This window comes from Proteocatella sphenisci DSM 23131 (genome assembly GCF_000423525.1).
In the GTDB taxonomy this organism is placed as follows: domain Bacteria; phylum Bacillota; class Clostridia; order Peptostreptococcales; family Filifactoraceae; genus Proteocatella; species Proteocatella sphenisci.
In genome coordinates, this window is record NZ_AUID01000019.1 from 23,192 (window position 1) to 41,045 (window position 17,854).

Annotated in this window: 11 protein-coding genes; 10 read left to right on the forward strand and 1 reads right to left on the reverse strand. The window is 35.8% G+C overall.

The window, feature by feature from the left end:
* Window positions 1-10: 10 nt before the first annotated feature.
* From etfB to addA, 7 genes are all read left to right on the forward strand, one after another.
* On the forward strand, window positions 11-799 hold the full coding sequence (etfB, locus tag G558_RS0108175; RefSeq protein ID WP_028829744.1) for an electron transfer flavoprotein subunit beta: 789 nt from the start codon (window positions 11-13) through the stop codon (window positions 797-799).
* Window positions 800-828: 29 nt separating this feature from the next.
* Window positions 829-1,842: an electron transfer flavoprotein subunit alpha/FixB family protein gene (locus G558_RS0108180; protein WP_028829745.1), complete on the forward strand. Its 1,014-nt coding sequence runs from the start codon at window positions 829-831 to the stop codon at window positions 1,840-1,842.
* Between the two features lie 169 nt (window positions 1,843-2,011).
* Complete coding sequence (locus G558_RS0108185; RefSeq protein ID WP_028829746.1) at window positions 2,012-3,007, forward strand: D-2-hydroxyacid dehydrogenase; 996 nt, start codon at window positions 2,012-2,014, stop codon at window positions 3,005-3,007.
* A gap of 34 nt (window positions 3,008-3,041) precedes the next feature.
* Window positions 3,042-4,346: a branched-chain amino acid transport system II carrier protein gene (gene brnQ / locus G558_RS0108190; protein WP_028829747.1), complete on the forward strand. Its 1,305-nt coding sequence runs from the start codon at window positions 3,042-3,044 to the stop codon at window positions 4,344-4,346.
* Window positions 4,347-4,393: 47 nt separating this feature from the next.
* The gene (locus G558_RS0108195) at window positions 4,394-5,578 is read left to right on the forward strand and encodes an aminotransferase-like domain-containing protein (protein WP_028829748.1); all 1,185 of its coding nucleotides are present in this window, start codon (window positions 4,394-4,396) and stop codon (window positions 5,576-5,578) included.
* Between the two features lie 149 nt (window positions 5,579-5,727).
* Window positions 5,728-9,078 carry a PD-(D/E)XK nuclease family protein gene (locus G558_RS0108200; protein ID WP_028829749.1) on the forward strand — a complete coding sequence of 1,117 codons (3,351 nt, stop codon included), beginning with the start codon at window positions 5,728-5,730 and terminating at the stop codon, window positions 9,076-9,078.
* Complete coding sequence (gene addA, locus G558_RS0108205) at window positions 9,071-12,673, forward strand: helicase-exonuclease AddAB subunit AddA (RefSeq protein WP_028829750.1); 3,603 nt, start codon at window positions 9,071-9,073, stop codon at window positions 12,671-12,673. The genes G558_RS0108200 and addA overlap by 8 nt, the downstream gene beginning before the upstream one ends.
* A gap of 7 nt (window positions 12,674-12,680) precedes the next feature.
* On the opposite strand, the gene G558_RS0108210 is transcribed toward addA, so the two are convergent.
* Window positions 12,681-13,523, reverse strand: a complete 843-nt coding sequence (locus G558_RS0108210) for a hypothetical protein (RefSeq protein ID WP_028829751.1) — start codon at window positions 13,521-13,523, stop codon at window positions 12,681-12,683.
* Window positions 13,524-13,596: 73 nt separating this feature from the next.
* Here G558_RS0108210 and G558_RS0108215 point away from each other — a divergent pair, with 73 nt between their 5' ends.
* The 3 genes from G558_RS0108215 (at window position 13,597) to prdC (ending at window position 17,810) form a co-directional block, all read left to right on the forward strand.
* Window positions 13,597-14,772 (forward strand): ABC transporter substrate-binding protein, encoded by a 1,176-nt coding sequence (locus tag G558_RS0108215; RefSeq protein ID WP_028829752.1) that lies wholly within the window; start codon window positions 13,597-13,599, stop codon window positions 14,770-14,772.
* 99 nt (window positions 14,773-14,871) lie between these two features.
* Window positions 14,872-16,266 carry a sigma-54-dependent Fis family transcriptional regulator gene (locus tag G558_RS12780; protein ID WP_051188598.1) on the forward strand — a complete coding sequence of 465 codons (1,395 nt, stop codon included), beginning with the start codon at window positions 14,872-14,874 and terminating at the stop codon, window positions 16,264-16,266.
* A 266-nt stretch (window positions 16,267-16,532) separates the two neighbouring features.
* Window positions 16,533-17,810, forward strand: coding sequence for a proline reductase-associated electron transfer protein PrdC (gene prdC / locus G558_RS0108225; protein ID WP_207636212.1), 1,278 nt, complete (start codon window positions 16,533-16,535; stop codon window positions 17,808-17,810).
* The last annotated feature ends 44 nt before the right edge of the window (window positions 17,811-17,854 follow it).

Sequence of the window (17,854 nt, forward strand, 5' to 3'; positions counted from 1 at the left end):
AAAGTTAAACATGAAGATTATTGTTTGCGTAAAGCAAGTACCAGATACAACAGAAGTTAAGATAAACAAAGAGACAGGAACTCTTATAAGAGACGGAGTACCAAGCATACTAAACCCTGATGATGCAAATGCGCTTGAAGAAGCATTAAGAATGAAGGATGCTAATAAGGATGTTCACATTACAGTAGTAAGTATGGGACCTCCTCAAGCAGAAGAAATGCTTAGAGAGTGTATGGCAATGGGAGCTGATGAAGCAGTTCTTCTAAGTGACAGAGCGTTTGGAGGATCAGATACATGGTCTACATCAAATGCAATAGCTGCTGGAATAAAGACTTTAGGCGAGTTTGATATAATATTTGCAGGAAGACAGGCAATTGACGGAGATACAGCTCAAGTAGGACCACAGATATCAGAAAAACTTGGAATACCTCAGGTAACATATGTACAAAACTTTGAAATAAAAGAAAATAAAGAAGTAATAGTACAAAGACAACTTGAAGATGGACATGAAATGATAAAGGTAAAAACTCCAGTACTACTTACAGCAGTAAAAGAGTTAAATCAGCCTAGATACATGGCACTTGACAAAATATTTGAAGCATATACAAAAGAAATAAAAGTACTTGGAATAAATGATTTAGATATAACAACAGATGATGTTGGACTTAAAGCATCTCCTACAAGAGTTTTCCGTTCATTCTCACCTGACATGAAAACTGCAGGAGTAATGATAGACAAAGCGCCAAAAGAAGCAGCTTTAGAACTTCTAGGACACTTAAAAAGTAAACATTTCATATAAAAAACAGAATATAATTTAAGGAGAACAATATGGGAAAGCAAGATATAAATAAGTACAAAAATATTTGGGTTTTTGCAGAGCAACGCCATGGAAAATTAATGCCAGTAGTAGTTGAGCTCGTAGGAGAAGGACGAAAGCTTGCCAAAGAACGTAATGTAGAGCTTAACGCAGTACTTCTTGGAGAAAACATAGAAGAAATGACAAAAGAACTTATTGCTTACGGAGTTCAAAATGTATATACAGCAGATCATGAACTTCTTAAAAACTATACTACAGACGGTTATACAAAAATAATCTCTGAGGCAATACATGAGTATAAACCAGAAATTATGCTTATAGGAGCTACACATATAGGAAGAGACCTTGCTCCAAGAATAGCATCAAGAGTAGATACTGGTCTTACAGCAGACTGTACAAAACTAGAAATAGATCCAGAAGATGGAAAAATAAAGCAGACAAGACCAGCATTTGGCGGAAACATAATGGCTACTATAGTTTGTCCAGAGAACAGACCTCAGATGTCTACAGTAAGACCAGGCGTTATGGACAAGGCAGATGTAGACAATTCAAGAAAAGGAAATATAGTTCCTCTTAACTTCTCAATTAAAAAAGAAGATATAAGAACAGAAGTTCTTGAAATTGTTAAGAGTGACAAAGAAATAGTTTCTCTTATAGATGCAAACTTCATAATATCAGGTGGACTTGGTCTTCAGTCTCCAGATGGATTTGATCTTCTTAAGCAACTTGCAGAAAAGCTTGATGGAGTTATAGGATCATCAAGAGCAGCAGTAGACAAGGGATGGATAGATCATTCTCATCAGGTTGGACAAACTGGTGTTACTGTAAAGCCAAACATATACTTCGCATGTGGTATATCAGGAGCAATCCAGCATCTTGCAGGAATGAATCAGTCAGACATAATAATTGCTATAAACAAAGATCCAAACGCTCCAATATTCTCAGTTGCAGATTATGGTATAGTAGGAGACCTGTTTGAGGTAGTTCCACAGATCATAAGCCAGTTAGATAGTGTAAGAGGATAAATAAATATAAAATCAGCAGAATCCTAAGTTAAAGTAATATTTTTATGTAGCATCACCTCTGCCGGTCTAGAGCTCCGGCAGGGAGCGATGTTAGCATGAAAAAAATTTAGCCACATAATAAATTAAATAATTTATTAAAATACATTTTGAAAGGGAAAAGGTGGGTAAGATGAAAGTATTAATATACGGAGTGAGAGACTACGAAGAAGAAGTAATGAAAGAGTGCCTGAAATCAGCTGATATGAACGCAGACATGATTAAGGAAGACCTGACAGAAGATACTATAGGAAAAGCGAAGGGGTATGACGGGATATCAATTCAACAGGTAAGAGAAGTAAAAGACGAAAGACTATTTGAGCAGCTGAAAGAGTATGGAATAAAAGTAATTTCTTCGCGTACTGCAGGGGTTGACATGATAAACTTGGAAGCTGCATCAAAAAATGGTATAATAGTAACGAATGTGCCTAGATATTCACCAAATGCAATAGCTGAGCTTGCTGTTTCACACTCTCTTAATCTTCTTAGAAAATGTGATAAAGTTGACGAAAGAATGAAAAAGAATGACTTTAGATGGAAAGCAGACCTTCTTGGAAGAGAGATTAGAAGCCTTAATGTAGGTATAATCGGGACTGGAAAAATAGGAATGACATCAGCAAAACTTTTTAAAGGCTTTGGAGCAAATGTAATTGGTTACGATGTTTTCAAATCTAAAGATGCAGAAGGAGTGCTTACATATTGTGATAGTATCGAAGAACTTCTTAAAGAAGCGGATCTTGTAAGTATACACACACCATCTTTGGACTCTACAAGACATATGATAAACAAAGACAGACTTAAGCTTATGAAAAAAAGTGCACTTCTGATTAATACTAGCAGAGGAGATGTAATAAACACACAAGATCTATTAGAAGCACTTCAAAATGGAGAAATAGCTGGCGCAGGACTGGATACACTGGAAAATGAAGGTGTATTTATTAACAAAACTGTAACTCATGAAATGATTGATGGAAGTGCGATTGACATACTACAAAAAATGGAGAACGTAATAGTTACTCCACACGTAGGATTCTTTACAGAAACTGCGATTGAAAATATAGTTAGTAAGGCAATTGAAAACGTACAAGACGTTATCTTGAATGGAAACAGTGACTGTAGAGTAAACTGATAAACAGTAGGGTCTTATGGCCGAGGAGGTATATGTGAATAAAAAGAGCGATGTTGTAGTTGTAGGATTTGCATTATTTGCAATGTTTTTTGGAGCGGGAAACTTGATTTTCCCGCCTTATCTGGGAGTTATATCTGGAAGTAACTGGCCACTTGCTATGGGTGGATTTTTGATTACAGGAATTGGACTTACACTAATGGGAATAGTTGCAATAGCTATTTCAGGGACATCGATCAACGATATGGCAGACAGGGTCCATCCTAAATTTGGAGCAATACTTGGATCTGTAATAATGATAATAATTGGACCACTTTTTGCAATACCGCGTACAGCAGCAACTACGTTTGAAATTGCAATAGTACCAACTATGCCAGGATTTAGTAATCTATTATTTATAATTATTTTCTTTGCAATAACACTTTATTTTGCAATAAAACCGGCAAGCGTAGTAGACAACATAGGAAAAGTATTGACTCCAATTCTGCTTGTAGTATTGCTTATAATAATAGGAAAAGGTATAATAAGCCCTATAGGCGAAATAGCTAAGCTTCCAGAAAGCGCAGGTTTTTCAAGAGGTTTTACAGAAGGTTATCAGACCATGGATGCCCTGGGATCCGTTATACTTGCGAGTATAATAATTGAGTCAATAATGGCAAAAGGATATACAGACAAAAAGACGAGAGTAGGCATGACGATAAAAGCTGGTATAATAGCAGCTGTTGGCCTTACTATAGTATATGTAGGACTTATGTATGTAGGATCTACAGTATCAGGAGCATTTGATGCAGGCGTTGAAAGAACTACGCTTATGATAGTTATCACAGAAGCAATTCTTGGAAGCTTTGGAAAATATGCACTTGCAGTTACAATAGGACTTGCATGTCTTACGACATCAATTGGACTTACTGCAGCAGCAGGAAAATTCTTCAATGACCTGAGCAAGGGGAAACTTTCTTATAATGCTATTGTTATAACAACTGTAGTAGCATCAGCGCTTATTGCAAGTATGGGAGTTGAAAAGATTATATCTTTCTCAGTTCCAATATTATGCCTGGTTTATCCAGTAGTAATAGTACTTATAGTTATGACAGTATTTCTCAGAGAGAGAATTACATCAAGAGCTCCATATGCAGGAGCGGTTTTTGGAGCATTTGTAGTAAGCTTTTTAGAATTTCTTACAAGTGTAGGAGCAAAATCTCCAATGCTTGTATCTATTCAAAGCTCGCTGCCTTTTGCATCAGCTGGATTTGGATGGGTAGTTCCTGCTATAGCAATGTCTCTTATATTCGTAGCAGTAGATAAAATGATTCAAAAAGATACAGTACAGGAAAATGCTTAGGATTATGATAACATATTTAGTTTACAGAGTTAAAAAGGAGAAATGAAATGTCAGTAGAATTTGCAAGCATAATGAGCAAGCTGGGAGCATCAGAGATTCGTGAACTATTAAAACTTACAGCAAGAAAAGAAGTTATATCATTTGCAGGTGGACTTCCTGCACCAGAACTCTTCCCAGTAAAAGAATTTATGGCAGCATCAGCAGCTGTTATGACAGAGTCAGGACAAGACGCACTTCAGTATTCAACAACAGAAGGTTTTCCACCGCTTAGAAAACAGATAGCTGAAAGAATGAACTCTAAGCTGCTTACAAATGTAGGAGCAGACGACATACTTGTTACAAATGGATCTCAGCAAGGACTTGATTTTTCAGGAAAAGTATTCCTTGATCCAGGCGACATAGTAATATGCGAAAGCCCATCATATCTTGGAGCTATAAACGCTTTTAAATCATATGATCCTAAATTTATAGAAGCACCAACAGATGAGCACGGAATGATAATGGAAGAACTTGAAAAGATACTTGAAGCTAACGATAGAGTTAAGATGATATATGTTATTCCAGATTTCCAAAACCCAACAGGCAGAACATGGCCTCTTGAGAGAAGAAAGAAATTTATGGAGATCATAAACAAGCACAATATAGTAGCTATAGAAGACAATCCTTATGGAGAACTTAGATTTGAAGGTGAAATGCTTCCATCACTAAAATCACTTGACACTAAGGGACTTGTAGTATTCCTTGGAACTTTCTCAAAAACATTTGCTCCAGGACTTAGAATTGGCTGGGTAGCAGCTTCAAATGAAATTTTAGAAAAATATATCATAATCAAACAGAGTGCAGACCTTCAGTCTTCGACTGTTTCACAAAGAGAACTTTCAAAATTCATAGATATGTATGACTTTGATGCTCACATAGCAAAAATAATCAAAGTATATAGATCAAGAAGAGACCTTATGTTAGATGGCATAAAGAAATATTTCCCAGAAAATATAAGTGTTACGCATCCTGAAGGCGGCCTGTTTATGTGGGTTACTCTTCCAGAGCATTGCAATACAAAAGATATAATGGTTAAATGTCTTGAAGGAAATGTAGCTTATGTTCCAGGTGGATCATTCTATCCAAATGGGGGAGTAGACAATACATTTAGACTTAACTACTCAAATATGACTGAAGAAAGAATCGTAGAAGGTATAAAGAAACTTGGAGAAATACTGAAAGCGAATATGTAATATAATAAAATAATAATAAAATAAGAAAACATCCACAATCTGGTATTGAGTATTCCAGATTGTGGATGTTTTTTTGCAAAAACAGTCCACTTTATAGCAACTCTACTGTATAATTATGAATAAGAACAAATTGAAGCGGAGGAATTTCTATGCTAAAGATAACAATGTCAAAGCATGTAAGAGATATAGAAAATGAGATTTTTGAAAGAGCCAGAAAAGATCATAGTGAAGCTAATAAAGCATATATAGTTGTACCAGAACAATTTACGCTTCAAAATGAGATAAAGCTAATGCAAGCACTGGATATAACAGCAGTAATGGACATTCGGATAATGAGTTTTAACAGACTCTCAATAGAAGCTATGAACATATCGGGAGGGCTTAAACGGAAATTTTTAGATGATATAGGAAAAGCGATGGCAGTAAAGCGCATATTTCAAAGTGACAGTTCGCAACTTATGCTTTACAAAGGAAGTATTGATAAAGAAGGATTTGTGACATCACTTGTAAAACTCATATCAGAAATGAAAAGGACAATGATAAGTCCGGCTCAGCTCATAGAGGCCTCTGATGAAAACAGTAATAATATTCTTATGTCACAAAAATTAAGGGAACTGGCACTTATATATGAAAAATTTGAAGCAGCCCTTAGTGGAAAGTACATAGATAATGAAGATCGCATAGGCCAGCTTGCAGACACTGGGGATATGACCTATCTTGAGGGCACAAAGCTTTATTTTTATAGTTTTTTCAGTTTTACAGAGATAGAGAATCAGGTTATTAAAAACATGTTAGAATCAGGTCTTGACGTAGAGGTGTTTCTTAATATGGATTATGAACATTTAAATGATAATCTTGATGATACCTTTGTAATCACAAAAAATACACTAAAAAAGCTGACTGCTATGTGCCAGGAAACAGGTTTGAATTATGAAGCAGTAAAACTTGAAGAAGGACTTTGTAAAAACAATGAAATAAGGTATTTGGGAGATAATATATTCAAGACACTTCCAGATGTAAATCAAGCGCTTCCATCTAGTATTGATATATATCATGCACACAATGTAGAAGAGGAGATTAGAAGAACCGCCATAGATATAAGCCACAAAATCATGAATGAGGGCTATCGTTACATGGATATAACAGTTGTTCCGTGTGACCTGCAAAGATATAACAACAATATAAAATTCGTTTTTAAAGAATATGCAATACCTTTTTTTATAGATGAAAAAAGAAGTATAATGTCAAGTCCTGTTATAAAAACTATAATTTCGGTGCTTAATCTTATAGACACTAAATTCAGGATTGAAGACATACTCCTGTTTCTAAAGAGTGGTTTCAGTGAAATTAGCGAAAATGAAATTAATATTTTTGAAAATCATATCATAAAAAGAAAATTAAAGGGGGAGATGTTTTTTGAAGATAAATATTTTGAACCTGAATATTTTTATGAAGATGAAATAGAAAGAAAAACAGTGGAATCGGTAAGAAATCAGCTGTGCTTAATTTTTGGACCACTTAGAAATACTTCACAGATAAATATGACAGCAAAAGAATTCGCAAAAAAGATATTTGATATCCTCTTTGATATAAGGCTGCCAGAAAACTTACAGAAGTTTGTCGAAAATCTCAAGGAAAGAGAGTTTTATGATGAGGCAAATGAAAACGGACAGATATGGAATGTCTTTTTAAGAATAGCAGACCAGAGCGTAGACCTGCTTGGAGATGAAAAAATAAGTTTCTCATACTACAAGGATATACTTGAGCAGGGAATGGTTAGTTATCAGCTTTCAGTTATTCCTCCTTCAAAAGATCAGGTGGTAATAGGAGACATCGAAAGAAGCAGGAGCATGGATAAGAAGATAGTATATGTTCTGGGGGCAGACAGCTCAGGTATGCCAAGAGTTTCAAAAGAAAATGGACTTCTTTCAAAAGAAGAAAAAGAATTACTCGTAAATCAGGGGATAGAGCTGCCTTCTAATCAGGATTATATAGATAGCAATGAAGCACTTCTTATATATAACCTTATTACAAAACCATCCCATCATTTATACATGAGCTTTGCAGCCGATACTGGAAGTGGAAGCGCAATCCCTTCAAGCATCATGAATCAGATAAGTGTGATATATCCAAAAGTGAAGATAAATAATATGAGAGATTATGATGCATCATATTACATTACAGTTCCTGATCCAACCATATCCATAATGGCAAGAGAAATAAAACGTTATGTATATGGAGAAGACGTGGAAGAGATATGGTTTGATCTTTTAAGATATTATCTAAGCAATGAAATTCATGGTAAAAGAGTAAGCGCGGCTCTTTCAGGAATATTTTATGATAACACTAGACTGCCAATAGGTAAAAACCTTGCATCAGACCTCTACAAGGCCCCTCTCAAAGTAAGCACAACCAGAATTGATAACTTTGCCAGATGCCCTTTTAGCCATTTTATAAAATATGGACTGAAGGCAAGACCTAGAAGAGTTTATGAGATAGACCCCGCAGAAATGGGTCAGGTGCTCCACCTTACAGTAGAAGAATTTATAGCAAAGCTAAAAGAAAATCTTCCTGAGCTTGGGACTTTGACCAGAGAAGAATCAGATGCTATCATAGGAGAAATTTTTGAAAAATCAGCTCAGGAATTATTCAAAGAACATGATCTTAAAGAAAAACGAAATCAGCATATACTTGGGAAACTCAAAAAAACAGCATTTGTAGCAGGCTACAGCTGTTTAGAGCAGTTAAGGACAGGCAGCTTCAAGCTTATGTACCAGGAAGAAAAATTTGCGCAAGGAAGTGAAATTCCACCTGTGGTATTTGTTATAGATGGTGAAAAGATAATCCTTGAAGGAACCATAGACAGAGTCGATGTTCTCGAAGATGGGGAAAGAAAATTCATAAAAGTCATAGACTACAAGACCAGGTCTAAGTCTTTTAGCCTTTCTGATGCCTACAATGGATTAGATATACAACTTATGATATATCTCAAGGCAGCAATGAAAAGCAAGGCTTTTATAAAAAATGAGACCTATCCAGCAGGCGTTTTTTATTTTCCAGTGATAAACCCTTTAATAAATACACAGACAAGAGACAAGGAAAAGATAGAAGAACTCATAAAATCTCAGATGAAGATGGATGGGATAGTGCTCCATGATTTAAAAGTAATTGAAGCCATAAACGGTAAAGACGGAGATGATGCTGTAAAAACAAAAGGAAAAACCAAAACAGAACATATGCTTGAACTTGAAGAATTTAATGCCTTGATTTCAAGGGTAGAAAATAACATAAGCAATTATCTTGAGGAAATGATAGCGGGTATTATAGAGGCGAGTCCTGTTATTATCCCAAAAACAAAGGCAAAGGCATGTGATTACTGCAGATACAGTTCAATATGCAGATTTGATGAAGAGCTGGAAACAAATAATTACAGAAAGATACCTCAGTACAGCAATGAAGAGATAATAAATAAACTTGGAGAGGAGCAGATAAATGAGTAACAACTGGACTAGCGATCAACAAAGAGCAATAGATATAAGAGAGAAAAACATACTGGTTTCGGCAGCCGCAGGTTCAGGAAAAACAGCGGTTTTAGTAGAACGAATACTTAATATGCTGGAAAATGACCGTGAGGACATAGACTCCATGCTCATTGTTACCTTTACAAATGCTGCAGCAAAAGAAATGAAAGACAGGGTACAAAAAAAACTTCACAGCAGGATAGGCGACTTGACCAGGGGAGGCAAAGACCTGAGCGATGAGGATCTGCAAAAAGCGATTTTTCTTAAAAAACAGATAAAAAACTTATCCAGAGCATCGATTAGTACAGTGCACTCATTTTGCATAGACATATTGAGACAGAACTTTCAAATGGCAGGGATAGATCCGTCATTTAAAATTGCAAACGAATCACTGGCTCTGATGCTGAAAAACAGAGCTGCAGAAAACACATTCGACAAGATGTATGAAAAAGAAGACCAGGGTTTTTTGGACCTTGTGGATGCATTTGGAGGGGCCAAGAGTGACCGAGGATTGCTAGATCAGATGTTTCAGCTCCACCGCTTTATACAGGCCCATCCCTATCCTCAAAAGTGGCTTAAAAGCCAGGCTGACAACTACAAGATGGCAGACATAGATGAAAGCGAAGATGTAAAAACAGAGGCCTTTGCAAAAAGCATATGGGCGCATGAAATGAAGCATCACAGCCTAATACAGATGCGAAGAGCTCTGGGGCAATGCGAAAAGGCAATATATTTGTGTAAGAAATATGAAAATCCGATTGCATATATAGAAAACATAGAAGATGACCAATTAATTATACACGAAATTATAAAGAGTCTTGAGTCTGAAGATTGGATGGGTTTTCATGAGCAAATTACAAATTTCAAGCAGACCAGACTGAAAACAGTGAGCAAAAAGAGTGCAGAGCAGAATAACTATGATCAGATTATATTAGATCGTATAAAAGACATAAGAAAAAATGGCATAAAAGAAGAATTGCAGAGCATAGCTAAGATATTTGCAGATGCAGGTATGATCCAGCTTATAGATGATATAGGATATATGCATAAACATGTTATTAGCCTCACAGACCTTGTCTTAGAATTTGACAAAGAATTGATGGCCCTTAAAAAAGAAAATGGAGTATTAGATTTTTCAGATCTTGAGCATTTCACACTCAAAGTACTCGAAGACGATGGAGTAAGACAAAGTCTCCAAAATAAGTATAAACATATTTTTTTTGATGAATATCAAGATAGCAATTTAGTTCAAGAAACAATAATAAACGCTATAAAAAGAGAGAACAATTTATTTTTTGTAGGAGATGTCAAGCAGTCTATATACAGATTCCGGCTTTCTGACCCTACGCTTTTTAATAACAGGTACAAGGTGTATGCAAAAGAAGCATCAGAAGAATCAGAGAAAATAGACCTGTCAAAAAACTTCAGGAGCAGAAGAGAAATACTCGATTTTTGCAATTTGATATTTAGCAATATAATGAGTGAAGAACTTGGAGAAGTTGACTATAGTCATATATCACATCAGCTGGTTGCGGGAAAAGATGCAGCAGATTATGATAACAACATAGAGCTGGCTATAATAGAGAAAAACTCTGCTTCAGACACCAGTGATTATGCAGACGATGAAGACGGTTTTTCATCTGGAGAAGAATCTGTAATAGATAAAGATGAACTTGAAGCAATTTATTGCGGAGGAAAGATATCAAAGCTGGTATCTACAGGGAAGGTAAGATATAAAGATATAGTTATACTCATGAGGTCTCCCAAAGCCAAAGCTAAATTGTTTGAAAAAGTTTTAAGCAGGTTTAACATACCTTGTTATGTGGATTTCAGGAGCTCCAGCTTTGACAAAGTTGAGATAAAATGTCTGCTTGATTATCTTAGAATAATAGACAATCGTAATCAGGACGAGGCTCTAATAGGAGCAATGAGTTCTGTCTTTGGAGGATTTGAGATAGAAGAACTTATTGAAATCAGGACATCATATCCAAATGCTTCATTTTACAGTGCTACTCAGGATTATTCTTATGAAAAAAAAGATCATATTTCACAAAAACTCAATGATTTCTATTCAAAAATAGATACTTTGAAAATGTTTGAAAATATGTGGCGACTTGCAGATTTCATATGGTATGTAGTTGAAAATTCAGACTACAGTACCTATGTATCAGGTATGACAGATGGAAAACAGCGCATGATAAATATAAAGAGCTTTATAGAAAAGGCCAGTGAATATGAAGAAAGTGAGTCTATGGGCCTTTTTGGATTTCTAAGGCAGGTAGAACGCATACTAAAAGAAAAAGGAGACAGCCCGGAGAAGAGTGTGCTTGTAGAATCAGAGGACGCGGTTACCATAATGTCCGTTCACAAGAGCAAGGGACTCGAATTTAATACAGTATTCCTTTGCGACCTGGGCAAAAGAATAAATGAAGCAGATATAAGATCTGACATAATCCTTCACAATAAACTTGGGATAGGAATGAAATATAAAAATACTGATGAAAACATACAGTCGGATTCAATACCAAGGAATCAAATTAAAATAAGAAAAAGTCTGGAAAATATATCAGAAGAGATAAGGATACTTTATGTTGCCCTTACAAGAGCAGTAGACAGGCTATACCTCACAGGAATGGTTGCTGATGCAGAAAAATTTGTCACAAAAATAATGAAGGGTGATATAGACGCTAATATCAGAAAGCATAAGAATTATCTGGCCTGGATAGGAAGTGTACTAGTCAGAGACAGGGCCGGAGCAGCACTTAGAAGTATCAGTGAGAACATAATTTCAGAAGAAGAAATGTTCGACTCAGGACTTAAATACAACATAAGCATATATAGAGCAGAAGATCTTGAAAAGGCTGGACTACAGCCAGATCTAGGCCTAAAAGAACTCAAAGAAAAGATATATGGAGACAAAGATGCAGGCAGTAACAGATATAGTGAATTTAAGAATATAGAAGACTTTGAGTATAAATATATAGAAGATACCAGAACACCTGGGAAAAGATCAGTAACAGATATAACTAAATCCTATATAAAAGAAGATGCTCAGTATCATACCCAAGATATAAAACTAAATAAAATCCCACTTTTCATGCAAGAAAAAAAGATGTTTTCCAAAACAGACATAGGGACAATTGTCCATATGGTAATGGAAAAGATAAGTATAAGGCCTCATACCATAGAATCAGTAGGAGAAGAAATAAAGAAACTGGTAGATTTAGAATTGTTAACCGCTGAAGAAGCTGAGGTTGCAGACGCTTTGCTGGTAGCAGAATTCTTTGAAAGTGAAATTGGAAAGCGAATGATAGATTCAAAAAGAGTATACAGAGAAAAGCAGTTCCTCATGCGTTATGAAGACGCTATAGTAGAAGGTATAATAGACTGTTTTTTCTTTGAAGAAGATGGTATAGTGCTAATAGATTACAAAACTGACGAATTGCCAGATGCGCAAAAATATGGTCCCCAGCTGCAAATGTACAAAGACGCTCTGGAGAGCATATATAAAGAAAAAGTCAAAGAAACATATATATACTGGCTAAATAAAGGAATAAGCACAAAGATTCAGTAAAACTCAATTAGCCCGATATGACATGTTTTAGATCTTTTAAAAAGGGAAAGCTTATGCATGCTGCCATGATCCAGAGGTTTAAAAATTCGGTGACCATGCCATGGCCAACAGCCAGTATAATAAGGGATATGAGAAGGAGTAAAGCAGAGGCCTTTACCCTTCTTGGGCTTATAAGATTCGTTTCAAGGTCGTTCATAGAAAGTATGGCTTTTAAAAGTGAAAGTCTCAGGATATATGCAATGCCAATAATAAGGACCATCATTGATGAGAAAGCATCAAGAGAAACAGTCATAACACCAAATCCTCTGAAGAACCATAAAAGCGACATCATAAAAGATATTACTATAAAAGGTAAATTTTGTTTATTATCAGGCTTTAACTTGTAATCAACAAATAAAGCCGTGCCAAAAAACAGCGGATAGATAAATGGCGAAATAAAATATTGGACTATAGTAAATATAGTCATTGCAGATAACTCAGCAAGAGAAGACCTGTATCCGCTGCTTTTTATAAGAAGGCGGATAGTAAAGAGGAAGAAAAAAGTGGTCATTAGGTGTACTTCTCTTATCCCAATGATAAAGAGACTGGTAAGTATAAAAGATGGAAGATATATATTCACGCTGTCTGGAGAAAGTTCTACCATTATAAGATATGTTACATAACAAAGAATGGTTTTTCTAAAGGCGTCGATAACTGATAAAAACATACCTGTATCAATTATAAAATAAGAATATATAAAGGAAGTCAAAGCCAAAAGAATACATAAAGGTATTATGAATTTATCAAAATTGTTTTTTTTCCTGTTTAACCTTATCGTGGTTGGGAATAAAGATTCTATAGTACTTTGCATAAAATTGTTTCCTCCAATGTAGTTATATTGTCAGTTTACACCAGCGGGAACACTATATCAAGGAGAAAAGATTATGAGAGTAAAAATAAAAAACTATATATTAATAATAACCATGGCTCTTTCAGTAATGGTTATTATTAATGGGTGCAATATAAAAGCTGACATTCAAGAAGACTCAGAATTGGAAGTGATAAAAATAGGGGTTCTGGAACCCCTAAGTGGAGCAAATGCAGAGGGCGGGAAACTCGAGCTCGAAGGAATAAAGCTTGCAAACGAGATGTACCCAAAAGTGCTTGGAAGAAAAGTACAGCTGGTAATAGCAGATAATAAATCAGACAAAGAAACATCTGCACAGCTTGCAGACAGGCTGGTAAATGAATATGGAGTATCAGCAATTATAGGTTCATGGGGATCTGGATTATCCATGGGAGCAGGAGAGGTTATTAAAGCGGCGAAAATTCCTATGATTGCACCTTCAGCTACAAATCCCAAAGTCACAAAGGACAACGACTATTATTTTAGAGCATGTTTTATAGATCCTTTTCAAGGGGAAGTCCTTGCAAAAATGGCATACGAAAGATTAGAAGCTAAGACGGCATTTATAATATACGAAAAATCCAATGAATATTCACAGGGCCTGGCAGTTTTCTTTGAAAATGAATTTGTCAAGCTGACTGAAAAAAAATCAAGTGTAGTGGCTGTAACAGGTTATGACCAGGGAACCCTTGATTTTACTGGAATTCTTGAAGAAGTTGCAGCTCAAGATCCAGATGTAATATTTGCGCCAGGCAATTTTACAGAATCGGCAATGCTAATAAAACAAGCCAGGCGAATGGGGATCAAAACAGATTTTCTGGGAGGAGACACATGGGAGAATCCTGAATTCCTAAACGTGGGCTTAGAGTCAGTAGAAGGGGCTATGATAACAACCTCGTTTTCCGCTGAAAAACCCGCAAACTGGGCATCCAGAGACTTTATATCCAAATATACCAAGAGATACAGCCGAAAACCACTTTCACTTTCAGCTCTTGGATTTGATTCATACAGGATTATAATAGATGCTATAAAAAGAGCAGGCACTGCAGAAGACAGTGAAAAACTAAGGCAGGCTATTGCATCTACCCAAAATTTCAAAGGAACGACGGGGAAGATAAGTCTTGATAAAAATGGAGATGCAATAAAAGATGTGGTAGTACTAAAAGTGAAAAACGGAAAGTTTGTTTATCAAACTACTGTAAGGTATAAATAAATTCTTCTTTAAAAAGACCGGGATAAATTTATATAAAAACTTGATCCGTGGTATAATTGTCCCAAGGATTAAATAAATTTATATAGCGCGGAGGTTTTGATGAATAAAAAGTTTGAAGTGTTCCTGGATACAGCGGCAAGAGACTTTATACTGGACGTTATGGACGAAGCCATATGTATAGTTGATAATGATGGGATTGTGCATGTATGGAATGAAAAATCAGAAAAAATATATGATGTAAAAAAAGCAGAACTGATTGGGAAAAAAATGGATTCGGTACTTAAAGATACCGTGATAATAAAAGTCCTTGAATCCGGAGAAGACATGGAGAATATATATCAGTCTACCAGGACGGGGTGCAGCATACTTGTAAATGCCAAGATAATATATATAGATGGAGAAAAAGTTGGAGCACTTTGTGTAGACAAAGACTTGAGCGAGATTGACAGGCTTAACATACAGGTGGACAAGCTTAAGGATAAGATTAACTACCTTGAAATACAAAGAAAAGCTGAAATGAACAAAAGTACAATGATAGCTGGAAACAGCATACAAATGGAAGAACTCATGTACAAGGCTGGCAAGGTCGCAAAAACAGATACGCCATTAATGATACTTGGAGAAAGTGGAGTGGGTAAAAAAGCTCTTGCCAGACGTATACATGAAATGAGTCAGAGAAAAGGCCCTTTTGTACATGTAAACTGCGGAGCTATTCCAAATGAAATCTTTGAAAGCGAGTTTTTTGGAAGTACAGATATAAATACAGGTAAAAACAGACCGGGTCTTTTTGAAATAGTGGATCAGGGAACCATATTTCTTGGAGAGATAACAGATATGCCCATAAATATGCAAGCTAAATTGCTTAATCTGATGCAGAAAAATGAAATTGTAAGAGCCAGTGATGGAAAACATATTAAGATAAATACAAGAATTATAAGTGGCACTAATAAAAACATAGAAGAAATGATAGAAGAAGGGACTTTTCTTGAAGAATTGTATTACAGTCTCAATGTAATTGAGCTCATAGTTGCTTCCTTAAGAGAACGAAAATCAGATATACCACTTCTTGCAGATCTTTTTATGAAAGAAATGTGTGACAAATACAATCTGGAGATACCAAAACTGGATTCTGAAGTAGTTGATATACTAATGCAATATAGTTGGAAGGGAAATATAAGGGAGTTACAAAACGTTATTGAACACGTAGTTGTAATGAGTGGAGGAAAGACTATAACTACCGATATGTTGCCAATTTCCATAAAAGAAAGCGTTAAAACCTACATGAGGGCTAATATTCAGGTAAATGACCTTGCAAAGAGTGTTGGCGAATTTGAAAGAGACATAATAGAAAACATTATGAAAAAGTCTGACTGGAACAAATCTGAGGCGGCAAGGATGCTTAATATTCCAAGAACTACACTAATATATAAAATAGACCTGTATGGTATAAAAGATAAAAAAGAAAGAAAAACAAAGAAAAGCAAAACTGTCTAATATCCGACTATGTCGAAAAAGCGACAACTCGTGTAAAATATACGACCACAGCGAAAGTTGTTTAATTGCAAGGGTTATAATACATGAACAAAACCTGATAACGATCATGTGTCGAAAAACAAACACTTGCGTTAAATAATTATTTATCATATAATTGATATAGAGAAATCAAATATAATCATTTATAAATATCAATATCAATATCAATATAAATATAGGAAATGTACTGATGTTCTATATGAAAAATAATAACAGGAGGTGGAAATATGAAGTTAGTTTTACCGTTAAAACAACATGTTGGTGCACCTTGCACACCAGTTGTCAAAGTTGGCGATGAAGTAAAACGTGGTCAGTTGATAGCAAAACCAGCTGGTCTTGGTGCGAACATTCATGCCAGTGCTAATGGAAAAATAGTTGAAGTTAGTGAAAATGAAATCGCTATAGAAGCGACAGGAGAAATCAACAAGGATGAGTATGTGAGATTGACATCACAAGACAACTTGTCACTTATAGAAGAAGCTGGAATAGTAGGTTCTGGTGGAGCTGGTTTCCCAGCACATGTGAAATTCAAGGCTAAATTAGAAGGTGGATATGTACTTGCAAACGCAGCAGAATGTGAGCCTTTACTGGCACACAACATGCATCTTCTTGAAAATGAGCCAGAGCTTGTAGTAAGAGGTATTAAATATGTAATGGAAATTACAGGAGCTACTCATGGTTATATAGCTATAAAGACAAAACATCAAAAAGCTATGATATCAGTTGCCAAAGCATGTAAAAATGTAGAAGGCGTGGAGGTTAAATTCCTTTCTGATATGTATCCTGCAGGAGATGAGAGGGTTATCGTAAGAGAACTTCTTGGAATCGAATTGCCGCTTGGAGCACTTCCAAGTGAAGCAAACGCAGTCGTAAGTAACGTTGAAACACTTAAAAATGTAACTTATGCCATTGAGAAAAAAATGCCAGTAATTACAAAAGATATAACAGTGGGCGGCAGAGTTTCAAAACCTTCCGTTTACAGAGAAGTACCAATAGGAATGCAGGTGAAGGACTATATAGATCTTTCGGGTGGATATGTAGAGCCTCATGGAGAAATTGTTCTTGGAGGACCCTTTACTGGGAAACATGGTGAAGAGTCAGCAAGAATAGTAAAAACTCTTGGAGGAATACTTGTTGCTATACCATTCCCTGTAGACCACAGAAAATTCGGAATGATAGAATGCGAATGTGGAGCAGAAAAAGGAAGACTTACAGAAATTGCAGAAGCTATGGGTGGGACAGTAGTTGCCTCAGTAAAATGCAAGAGAATGGAAGAAATCAACGGGAGATTCCGTTGTACCCTACCTGGCATATGCCCAGGCCAGGCAGAAAAAGTACTTGAGCTTAGAAAACAAGGTGCAGAGGCAATAATTGTCGGCACTTGTGAAGACTGAACTAATACAGTTATGGAAGTGGCGCCTAGGTTAGGTATTGCCGTATATCATAGTTCAGATCACACTTTAAGAGCAGGTGGACACAGATTGTATAGAAAAAAGAAAAGCTAATACTGAATTTCTTTTTTATATAAAATAAACAAAAAATTATTAAA

Excerpts from the sequence above, each read along its gene's own strand:
- G558_RS0108215 (WP_028829752.1), top strand. The coding sequence starts at position 13,597 with ATGAGAGTAAAAATAAAAAACTATATATTAATAATAACCATGGCTCTT.
- G558_RS0108185 (WP_028829746.1), top strand. The coding sequence starts at position 2,012 with ATGAAAGTATTAATATACGGAGTGAGAGACTACGAAGAAGAAGTAATG.
- G558_RS0108200 (WP_028829749.1), top strand. The coding sequence starts at position 5,728 with ATGCTAAAGATAACAATGTCAAAGCATGTAAGAGATATAGAAAATGAG.
- G558_RS0108195 (WP_028829748.1), top strand. The coding sequence starts at position 4,394 with ATGTCAGTAGAATTTGCAAGCATAATGAGCAAGCTGGGAGCATCAGAG.
- G558_RS0108210 (WP_028829751.1), bottom strand. The coding sequence starts at position 13,523 with ATGCAAAGTACTATAGAATCTTTATTCCCAACCACGATAAGGTTAAAC.
- G558_RS12780 (WP_051188598.1), top strand. The coding sequence starts at position 14,872 with ATGAATAAAAAGTTTGAAGTGTTCCTGGATACAGCGGCAAGAGACTTT.
- G558_RS0108180 (WP_028829745.1), top strand. The coding sequence starts at position 829 with ATGGGAAAGCAAGATATAAATAAGTACAAAAATATTTGGGTTTTTGCA.
- etfB (WP_028829744.1), top strand. The coding sequence starts at position 11 with ATGAAGATTATTGTTTGCGTAAAGCAAGTACCAGATACAACAGAAGTT.
- addA (WP_028829750.1), top strand. The coding sequence starts at position 9,071 with ATGAGTAACAACTGGACTAGCGATCAACAAAGAGCAATAGATATAAGA.